Genomic DNA, 7,496 nt, shown 5'->3' on the forward strand with positions numbered 1-7,496 from the left:
GTCAGCCAAATCAGAAGATCTGGCAGAGGATTTCCCCGCCGACATTCTGTTCACGCGCTTCGTGGTCGGCCATCACGCCCTTCGGCGTCGAAAGAATGGCGATGCCGAGGCCGTTGGCGACGTGCGGGATCGACTTCGCCGAAACATACACGCGGCGGCCCGGCTTCGAGACGCGGGCGATTTCGCGCACGACCGGCGCACCGTCGAAATACTTCAGCTCGATTTCGATTTCGGACTTGCCGTTGTCGAAGTCGGTCTGGCTGTAGTCGCGGATATAGCCTTCCGCCTTCAGCACGTCGAGGACGCGGGCACGTAGGCGCGAGGCCGGCGTGGAAACGCTCGACTTCTTGCGGCCATATGCGTTGCGGATGCGGGTCAGCATATCGCCGAGAGGATCGCTCAATGACATGTTATGTCCTCCTTACCAGCTCGACTTGACCAGGCCCGGGATCTGGCCGTTGTTGCCGAGATCACGAAGCGCGATGCGCGATACTTTGAGCTTGCGATAGTAGGCACGCGGACGTCCCGTGACTTCGCAGCGGTTGCGGATGCGGGTCTTGGCCGAGTTGCGCGGCAGTGCCGCAAGCTTCAACTGAGCGCGGAAACGCTCTTCCATCGGCTTGGACTGATCCATGATGATCGCCTTGAGGACCTTACGCTTGGCAGCGTATTGGTCCGCAAGCTTGCGGCGCCTGTTGTTCTTCTCGACTGAGCTGGTCTTTGCCATTTCAGATTTTCCTTTTCTCGCTGCCGTTACTGGCGGAAGGGGAAGTTGAAGGCCTTGAGCAATGCCCTGGCTTCGTCGTCCGTCTTCGCAGTCGTACAAACGATGACGTCCATGCCCCAGATCTGATCAACCTTGTCGTAGTTGATCTCCGGGAACACGATGTGTTCCTTGATGCCCATGGCATAGTTGCCACGGCCATCGAAGCTCTTCGGATTGAGCCCGCGGAAGTCGCGGACGCGCGGCAGCGCGATGTTCACGAGACGGTCGAGGAACTCGTACATGCGTTCCTTGCGCAGCGTGACCTTGGCGCCGATCGGCATCTTTTCGCGGACCTTGAAGCCGGCGATCGAGTTGCGGGCGCGGGTGACGACGGCCTTCTGGCCGGCGATCAGTGCAAGATCTTCCGCGGCGATCGAAGGCTTCTTCGAATCGCCGGTCGCTTCGCCGACACCCATGTTCAGCACGATCTTGTCGATGCGCGGAACCTGCATCTCGTTCTCGTAGCCGAACTGCTCCTGCAGCGCCTTGCGGATGGTCTCGTTGTAGACCTGCTTGAGGCGCGGCGTATTCTGGGCCGTCGCCTGCTTGGTTTGAGCCTTAGCCATTGATGACTTCTCCCGAGCGCTTGGCGACGCGCACCTTCTTGCCGTCCTTCTGGAAAATGAAACCGACGCGGGTCGGCTTGCCATCCTTGGGGTCGGCCAGCGCGATGTTCGACAGCTGGATCGGCGCTTCCTTGGTGATGATCCCGCCCTCCTGGGACTGGGACTGCTTCTGGTGACGGCGGATCATGTTGACGCCGCGCACCAGCGCGGTGTCTTCCTTCGGCTGTACCGAGAGGACTTCGCCCGAACGGCCCTTGTCCTTGCCGGCCAGCACGACGACCTTGTCGCCTTTTCTAATCTTCTGCATTGGTCCGGCTCCTTACAGCACTTCAGGCGCGAGCGAGATGATCTTCATGTGGTTCTTGGCGCGGAGTTCGCGCGGAACCGGTCCGAAGATACGCGTGCCGATCGGCTCTTTCTTGTTGTCGACGAGAACGGCCGCGTTCTTGTCGAAACGGATCACGCTGCCGTCCGGGCGGCGGATGTCCTTGGCCGTGCGAACCACGACCGCCTTCATCACATCGCCCTTCTTGACGCGGCCGCGCGGGATGGCTTCCTTGATCGACACCACGATGATGTCGCCCACGGAAGCGTATTTCCGCTTCGAGCCGCCCAGCACCTTGATGCACATGACACGACGGGCGCCGGAATTATCCGCGACGTCGAGGTTTGTTTGCATCTGAATCATGACTGGCCGCCTTCTTCTCTTCTAACGGGACGGGTTGTTCACCCTCCCCCGGTCTGTCCAAAATTCGTTTCGTTTGCCCTGATCAGGCCTGGTCCGAAGACACAACGGTCCAGCGCTTGTCCTTGGAAATCGGCTTCGATTCCTGGATGAACACCTGATCGCCGACCTTGTGGGCGTTGTTCTCGTCGTGCGCCTTGTACTTCTTGGTCATGCGCACGGTCTTCTTCATCACGGGATGCGTGAAGCGCCGTTCGACCTTGACGACAACCGTCTTCTCGTTCTTGTCGCTGACGACGGTGCCCTGCAGAATGCGCTTTGGCATGGTTTTCGTCCTTAAGCCTTCTTGGCCGCGGACTTTTCCGCAGCGATGGTCTTGATACGCGCAATGTCCTTGCGGACCTGCCTCACGCGCGCGGTCTTCTCGAGCTGGCCGGTAGCCTTCTGGAAGCGCAGGTTGAACTGCTCCTTCTTCAGGCTGGCCAGGTCGTCGGTCAACTGGTCCTGGGTCTTGGTCCGGATGTCTTCGGCTTTCATGATCAGCCCGTCCTTATTCTGCGATGCGCTGTACGAAGCGCGTCCTGACCGAGAGCTTGGCCGCACCGAGACGCAGCGCCTCACGGGCGGTTTCCTCATTGACGCCGTCGATCTCGAACATGATACGGCCCGGCTTCACGCGCGCTGCCCAGTAATCGACTGCGCCCTTGCCCTTGCCCATGCGGACTTCGGTCGGCTTCGACGTCACCGGTACATCCGGAAAAATACGGATCCAGACGCGGCCGGCGCGCTTCATTTCGCGGGTGATCGCGCGGCGGGCCGCCTCGATCTCGCGCGCGGTGACGCGGTTCGGCTCAAGCGCCTTCAGCCCGAAACCGCCGAAATCCAGATTGGTGCCGCCCTTGGCGGCACCATGGATACGACCCTTGAACTGCTTGCGGAACTTTGTGCGCTTTGGCTGCAGCATCGTTCTAACTCCAAATTCTCAACTGTCTCAGGCGTTTTCGCGACGGCGACCGCGTTCGCGCTCACCACCACCGCCATGCGCATGATCGCCCTCGGAGGCGCGACGCTCCGAAGCCATCGGGTCGTGCTCGAGGATTTCGCCCTTGAACACCCAGACCTTGACGCCGCAGATGCCGTAGGCGGTGTGCGCTTCGGCCGTGCCGTAGTCGACGTCGGCGCGCAGCGTATGCAGCGGCACGCGACCTTCGCGGTACCATTCCATGCGCGCGATCTCAGCCCCGCCGAGACGACCGGCGCAGTTGATGCGGATGCCTTCGGCGCCGAGGCGCATCGCCGACTGCACGGCGCGCTTCATGGCACGGCGGAACGCGATGCGACGCTCGAGCTGCTGGGCGATCGACTGGGCGACCAGCGTCGCGTCGATCTCGGGCTTGCGCACCTCGACGATGTTCAAATGCGTCTCGGACTTCGTCATCTCCATCAGCTTCTTGCGAAGCTTCTCGATGTCGGCGCCCTTCTTGCCGATGATCAAGCCCGGGCGCGCCGCATGGATGGTGACGCGGCACTTCTTGTGCGGACGCTCGATCACGACCTTCGAAATCGCAGCCTGCTTGAGTTCCTTCTCAAGATACTTGCGGATCTTGATGTCCTCGTGCAGCAGCTTGCCGTACTCGCCGGTGTTCGCGAACCAGCGCGAATCCCAGGTGCGGTTGATGCCGAGACGCAGACCGATCGGATTGATTTTCTGGCCCATTATGCGGCCTCCCCTTTTTCTTCGACTTCACGAACGACGATCGTGAGGTGCGAGAACGGTTTCTCGATACGGCTGGCGCGACCGCGGCCACGGGCATGGAACCGCTTCATGACGATCGACTTGCCGACATAGGCTTCCGCCACGATCAGCGCATCGACGTCGAGGTCGTGGTTGTTTTCCGCGTTGGCGATCGCCGATTCCAGCGTCTTCTTGACCGTGCCGGAAATCCGCTTGGCCGAGAATTCGAGATCGGAAAGCGCTGTCGCGACCTTCTTGCCGCGGATCAGCGCGGCAACCAGGTTCAGCTTCTGCGGGCTGATACGGATCGTGCGCAACACGGCGCGCGCTTCGTTGTCAGCAAGCCTGCGCGGAGCTTTGGCCTTGCCCATGATTATTTCCTCTTCGCCTTCTTATCCGCGCCGTGACCGTAATAGGTCCGGGTCGGAGCGAATTCACCGAACTTGTGACCGACCATGTCCTCGTTCACCGAAACGGGAACATGCTTTTGGCCGTTGTAGACACCGAAGGTGAAGCCGACGAACTGCGGCAGGATGGTGGAGCGGCGGCTCCACATCTTGATCACCTCATTGCGACCACCTTCACGAACCTTGTCCACCTTCTTGAGAAGGTAGCCGTCGATGAAGGGGCCTTTCCAAATCGAACGAGTCACTTGGCGTTACCTCTTCTTAGCTCTTGCGCTGATGGCGCGAGCGCAGGATGAACTTGTCGGTCGCCTTGTTGGACCGCGTCTTCTTGCCCTTGGTCGGCTTGCCCCAGGGCGAAACCGGATGGCGGCCACCCGAGGTGCGGCCTTCGCCGCCGCCATGCGGATGGTCGACCGGGTTCATGGTCACGCCGCGGTTGTGCGGACGTTTTCCCCGCCACACCGTGCGGCCTGCCTTGCCGTCATTGATGTTGCCGTGGTCCGGGTTCGACACGGCGCCGACAGTGGCCATGCAGGAGCCGTGGACGACACGCTGCTCGCCTGAATTCAGGCGCAGGATCGCCATGCCCTGGTCACGGCCGACGAGCTGGGCGTAGCCGCCTGCAGAACGGGCAACCTGGGCGCCCTTGCCCGGCTTCAGCTCGATGTTGTGGACGATCGTGCCGACCGGCATCGAGGCCAGCGGCATAGCATTGCCCGGCTTCACGTCGACCGCTTCGCCGGCCACGATCTTGTCGCCGGCAGCAAGGCGCTGCGGGGCGATGATGTAGGACAGCTCACCGTCGTCATACTTGATCAGCGCGATGAAGGCGCTGCGGTTCGGATCGTATTCGATACGCTCGACCGTGCCGACGACGTCGAACTTGCGACGCTTGAAGTCGATGATGCGGTACGTGCGCTTGTGACCGCCGCCGATGAAGCGGGCCGTGATGCGACCGTAGTTGTTGCGGCCGCCCGACTTGGTCAGGCCTTCGGTCAGGCCCTTGACAGGCTTGCCCTTGTAGAGGCCCGAGCGATCGACGATGACCAGCTGGCGGGTGCTCGGCGTTATCGGGTTGAATTTTTTCAGTGCCATGTTTCTGTCCTCGCGGTCTTGCTCAGAGACCCGTCGCGACGTCGATCGACTGGCCGTCGGCCAGCGTCACAACCGCCTTCTTGACGTCGCTCTGGCGGCCGATCGTGCCGCGGAAGCGCTTGATCTTGCCCTTGCGGACAAGCGTGTTCACGGCCATCACCTTGACGCCGAACAGCGCTTCGACGGCAGCCTTGATTTCCGGCTTCGACGCCTTCTTGGCGACGTTGAAGACGACCTGGTTCTGCTCGGAAGCCATGGTCGACTTTTCGGTGATCGCCGGCGAGACGATCACGTCGTAGTGACGAAGGTCGGTCATTTGAAGCGCTCCTCGAGAGCCTCGACGGCGGCCTTCGAAAGGACCAGCGTGCCGCGGCGCAGAATGTCGTAGACGTTGATGCCCTGGATGGGCAGCACGTCGATGTTCGGGATGTTCGTCGCCGCCAGCTTGAAGTTCTTGTCAAGCTCGGCGCCGCCGATCACCAGGGCGTTGGACAGGCCCAGCGTCGCGAAATTCGCGATCAGCGCCTTGGTCTTGGCCTCGGTCAGCTTCAGCTCGTCGACGATGATGAGCGACGCGCTCTTGGCCTTGGCCGAAAGGGCATGCTTGAGGCCCAGCGCGCGCACCTTCTTCGGCAGGTCGTGCTCGTGGCTGCGGACGACCGGGCCGTGGGCCTTGCCGCCGCCGCGGAACTGCGGAGCGCGTGCCGAATGGTGGCGGGCGCGGCCCGTACCCTTCTGCTTGTACATCTTGGCGCCGGTGCGAGCGATCTCGGCGCGACCCTTGGTCTTGTGCGTGCCCTGCTGCTTCTTGGCAAGCTGCCAGCGCACAACGCGCTGCAGGATGTCCTCGCGCGGATCAAGGCCGAAAATCTCCTCGGAGAGTTTCACCTTGCCGGCGTCCTTGCCGCCGAGCGTTGTGATCTTGAGGTCCATTATTCCGCTCCCTCTGTGGCCGGGGCATCGTTCACTGTGGCCGGGGCATCGTTCTTGGCGCTGTCATTGGTTGCGATGGCGCGGATTGCGGCAGGCTTCGGCGCATTGGCCGGCAACGCAACCTTGGCGGCGTCGCGGACCAGTATCCAGGCGCCCTTCGAACCCGGAACCGCGCCGCGGATCAGGATCAGACCGCGATCGGCGTCGGTCGAGACGACCTCGACATTCTGCGTGGTGACGCGGGTATCACCCATGTGGCCAGCCATATGCTTGCCCTTGAACACCTTGCCCGGGTCCTGGCGCTGGCCCGTCGAGCCGTGCGTACGGTGCGAGACCGAGTTGCCGTGGGTCGCGCGGCCACCGCCCATATTGTGCCGCTTGATGACGCCCTGGAAACCCTTGCCGATCGTGGTTCCCGTCACATCGACCTTCTGGCCGGCGACGAAATGCTCGACGGTGATCTCGGCGCCGACATCGATCATGTTGTCAGCGGAGACGCGGAATTCGGCAACCTTGGCCTTCGGCTCGACGGAAGCGGTCGCGAAATGGCCGCGCATCGCCTTCGACGTGTTCTTCACCTTGGCAAGGCCAACGCCGAGCTGGACGGCGGTATAGCCGTTCTTCTCCTGCGTGCGCTGCGCCACGACCTGGCAGTTCTCCATCTGGAGAACAGTGACGGGAACATGTTCCCCGGCATCGTTGTAGATGCGGGTCATTCCCACCTTCTTTGCAATCACACCTGAACGCATCGGTTCAATTCCTTTAGAGTTCCCTGTCGGGGCTGCCGCCCCTCCACGCCTCTTGTTTCTTCAGAGTTCCGGGTCGCCCCGCACTTCTGGTTCCTTAGAGCTTGATCTCGACGTCGACACCGGCGGCAAGATCGAGCTTCATCAACGCGTCGACCGTCTGGGGGGTCGGGTCGACGATATCGAGCAGACGCTTGTGCGTGCGCATCTCGAACTGCTCGCGGCTCTTCTTGTCGACGTGAGGCGACCGGTTGACCGTGAACTTTTCGATCCGCGTCGGCAGCGGAATGGGGCCGCGGACGTTGGCGCCGGTGCGCTTGGCCGTCGACACGATTTCCCGCGTCGAGGCGTCAAGCACCCGGTGATCAAACGCCTTCAGGCGGATGCGGATATTCTGTCCGTTCATGCGTCACTTCCTTGTTCTGGCGCGGCGCGGGCAGCGCCCGCGACAGATCGGTTTAAGTCCAAATTACTCTTTGATGGTGACGACGATGCCGGCACCGACGGTGCGGCCGCCTTCACGGATGGCGAAGCGCAGCTTCTCTTCCATGGCGATCGGCACG

General features: G+C 61.9%; 17 protein-coding genes. All 17 read right to left on the minus strand.

Annotated elements, in window-relative coordinates; genetic code table 11:
* Nucleotides 1–10: 10 nt before the first annotated feature.
* A complete protein-coding gene (gene rpsH, locus IQ26_RS10475; protein ID WP_126042427.1) occupies nucleotides 11–409 on the minus strand; it encodes a 30S ribosomal protein S8 in 399 nt (132 codons plus the stop codon).
* 12 nt (nucleotides 410–421) lie between these two features.
* Nucleotides 422–727, minus strand: coding sequence for a 30S ribosomal protein S14 (rpsN, locus tag IQ26_RS10480; protein ID WP_126042429.1), 306 nt, complete (start codon nucleotides 725–727; stop codon nucleotides 422–424).
* A gap of 26 nt (nucleotides 728–753) precedes the next feature.
* A complete protein-coding gene (gene rplE / locus IQ26_RS10485; RefSeq protein WP_145716565.1) occupies nucleotides 754–1,332 on the minus strand; it encodes a 50S ribosomal protein L5 in 579 nt (192 codons plus the stop codon).
* Nucleotides 1,325–1,639, minus strand: a complete 315-nt coding sequence (rplX, locus tag IQ26_RS10490; RefSeq protein WP_013531428.1) for a 50S ribosomal protein L24 — start codon at nucleotides 1,637–1,639, stop codon at nucleotides 1,325–1,327. The genes rplE and rplX overlap by 8 nt, the downstream gene beginning before the upstream one ends.
* A 12-nt stretch (nucleotides 1,640–1,651) precedes the next feature.
* Complete coding sequence (gene rplN, locus IQ26_RS10495) at nucleotides 1,652–2,020, minus strand: 50S ribosomal protein L14 (RefSeq protein ID WP_006205457.1); 369 nt, start codon at nucleotides 2,018–2,020, stop codon at nucleotides 1,652–1,654.
* An 82-nt stretch (nucleotides 2,021–2,102) separates the two neighbouring features.
* Nucleotides 2,103–2,342, minus strand: a complete 240-nt coding sequence (gene rpsQ / locus IQ26_RS10500) for a 30S ribosomal protein S17 (RefSeq protein WP_023799288.1) — start codon at nucleotides 2,340–2,342, stop codon at nucleotides 2,103–2,105.
* A gap of 11 nt (nucleotides 2,343–2,353) precedes the next feature.
* Nucleotides 2,354–2,554 carry a 50S ribosomal protein L29 gene (gene rpmC, locus IQ26_RS10505; protein ID WP_006205459.1) on the minus strand — a complete coding sequence of 67 codons (201 nt, stop codon included), beginning with the start codon at nucleotides 2,552–2,554 and terminating at the stop codon, nucleotides 2,354–2,356.
* Nucleotides 2,555–2,567: 13 nt separating this feature from the next.
* Entirely contained in the window at nucleotides 2,568–2,981 is a 414-nt protein-coding gene (gene rplP / locus IQ26_RS10510; protein ID WP_023799290.1) for a 50S ribosomal protein L16, read from the minus strand.
* 27 nt (nucleotides 2,982–3,008) lie between these two features.
* On the minus strand, nucleotides 3,009–3,734 hold the full coding sequence (gene rpsC, locus IQ26_RS10515) for a 30S ribosomal protein S3 (RefSeq protein WP_145716567.1): 726 nt from the start codon (nucleotides 3,732–3,734) through the stop codon (nucleotides 3,009–3,011).
* The gene (gene rplV, locus IQ26_RS10520; RefSeq protein ID WP_006205462.1) at nucleotides 3,734–4,123 is read right to left on the minus strand and encodes a 50S ribosomal protein L22; all 390 of its coding nucleotides are present in this window, start codon (nucleotides 4,121–4,123) and stop codon (nucleotides 3,734–3,736) included. The genes rpsC and rplV overlap by 1 nt, the downstream gene beginning before the upstream one ends.
* A 2-nt stretch (nucleotides 4,124–4,125) precedes the next feature.
* Nucleotides 4,126–4,404 carry a 30S ribosomal protein S19 gene (gene rpsS / locus IQ26_RS10525; RefSeq protein ID WP_006205463.1) on the minus strand — a complete coding sequence of 93 codons (279 nt, stop codon included), beginning with the start codon at nucleotides 4,402–4,404 and terminating at the stop codon, nucleotides 4,126–4,128.
* Nucleotides 4,405–4,420: 16 nt separating this feature from the next.
* Complete coding sequence (gene rplB / locus IQ26_RS10530) at nucleotides 4,421–5,254, minus strand: 50S ribosomal protein L2 (RefSeq protein WP_095488566.1); 834 nt, start codon at nucleotides 5,252–5,254, stop codon at nucleotides 4,421–4,423.
* Between the two features lie 22 nt (nucleotides 5,255–5,276).
* Nucleotides 5,277–5,570, minus strand: a complete 294-nt coding sequence (locus IQ26_RS10535) for a 50S ribosomal protein L23 (RefSeq protein ID WP_006205465.1) — start codon at nucleotides 5,568–5,570, stop codon at nucleotides 5,277–5,279.
* Entirely contained in the window at nucleotides 5,567–6,187 is a 621-nt protein-coding gene (rplD, locus tag IQ26_RS10540; protein ID WP_145716569.1) for a 50S ribosomal protein L4, read from the minus strand. Before rplD ends, IQ26_RS10535 begins: the two co-directional genes overlap by 4 nt.
* Nucleotides 6,187–6,936 (minus strand): 50S ribosomal protein L3, encoded by a 750-nt coding sequence (gene rplC / locus IQ26_RS10545; protein WP_145716571.1) that lies wholly within the window; start codon nucleotides 6,934–6,936, stop codon nucleotides 6,187–6,189. The genes rplD and rplC overlap by 1 nt, the downstream gene beginning before the upstream one ends.
* Before the next feature lie 94 nt (nucleotides 6,937–7,030).
* A complete protein-coding gene (gene rpsJ, locus IQ26_RS10550; RefSeq protein ID WP_006205468.1) occupies nucleotides 7,031–7,339 on the minus strand; it encodes a 30S ribosomal protein S10 in 309 nt (102 codons plus the stop codon).
* Between the two features lie 63 nt (nucleotides 7,340–7,402).
* A partial coding sequence (locus tag IQ26_RS10555) for an EF-Tu C-terminal domain-related protein (protein ID WP_476738618.1) occupies nucleotides 7,403–7,496 on the minus strand: 94 nt, incomplete at its 5' end.

The organism is Mesorhizobium tianshanense, from assembly GCF_007830515.1.
Lineage (GTDB): Bacteria > Pseudomonadota > Alphaproteobacteria > Rhizobiales > Rhizobiaceae > Mesorhizobium > Mesorhizobium tianshanense.

What these genes read in the sequence shown, in the direction of transcription:
- rplD (WP_145716569.1), bottom strand. Translation starts at nt 6,187, where the DNA reads ATGGACCTCAAGATCACAACGCTCGGCGGCAAGGACGCCGGCAAGGTG.
- rpsH (WP_126042427.1), bottom strand. Translation starts at nt 409, where the DNA reads ATGTCATTGAGCGATCCTCTCGGCGATATGCTGACCCGCATCCGCAAC.
- rplE (WP_145716565.1), bottom strand. Translation starts at nt 1,332, where the DNA reads ATGGCTAAGGCTCAAACCAAGCAGGCGACGGCCCAGAATACGCCGCGC.
- rplC (WP_145716571.1), bottom strand. Translation starts at nt 6,936, where the DNA reads ATGCGTTCAGGTGTGATTGCAAAGAAGGTGGGAATGACCCGCATCTAC.
- rplP (WP_023799290.1), bottom strand. Translation starts at nt 2,981, where the DNA reads ATGCTGCAGCCAAAGCGCACAAAGTTCCGCAAGCAGTTCAAGGGTCGT.
- rpsQ (WP_023799288.1), bottom strand. Translation starts at nt 2,342, where the DNA reads ATGCCAAAGCGCATTCTGCAGGGCACCGTCGTCAGCGACAAGAACGAG.
- rpsJ (WP_006205468.1), bottom strand. Translation starts at nt 7,339, where the DNA reads ATGAACGGACAGAATATCCGCATCCGCCTGAAGGCGTTTGATCACCGG.
- IQ26_RS10535 (WP_006205465.1), bottom strand. Translation starts at nt 5,570, where the DNA reads ATGACCGACCTTCGTCACTACGACGTGATCGTCTCGCCGGCGATCACC.
- rplB (WP_095488566.1), bottom strand. Translation starts at nt 5,254, where the DNA reads ATGGCACTGAAAAAATTCAACCCGATAACGCCGAGCACCCGCCAGCTG.
- rpsC (WP_145716567.1), bottom strand. Translation starts at nt 3,734, where the DNA reads ATGGGCCAGAAAATCAATCCGATCGGTCTGCGTCTCGGCATCAACCGC.
- rplV (WP_006205462.1), bottom strand. Translation starts at nt 4,123, where the DNA reads ATGGGCAAGGCCAAAGCTCCGCGCAGGCTTGCTGACAACGAAGCGCGC.
- rplX (WP_013531428.1), bottom strand. Translation starts at nt 1,639, where the DNA reads ATGCAGAAGATTAGAAAAGGCGACAAGGTCGTCGTGCTGGCCGGCAAG.
- rplN (WP_006205457.1), bottom strand. Translation starts at nt 2,020, where the DNA reads ATGATTCAGATGCAAACAAACCTCGACGTCGCGGATAATTCCGGCGCC.
- rpmC (WP_006205459.1), bottom strand. Translation starts at nt 2,554, where the DNA reads ATGAAAGCCGAAGACATCCGGACCAAGACCCAGGACCAGTTGACCGAC.
- rpsN (WP_126042429.1), bottom strand. Translation starts at nt 727, where the DNA reads ATGGCAAAGACCAGCTCAGTCGAGAAGAACAACAGGCGCCGCAAGCTT.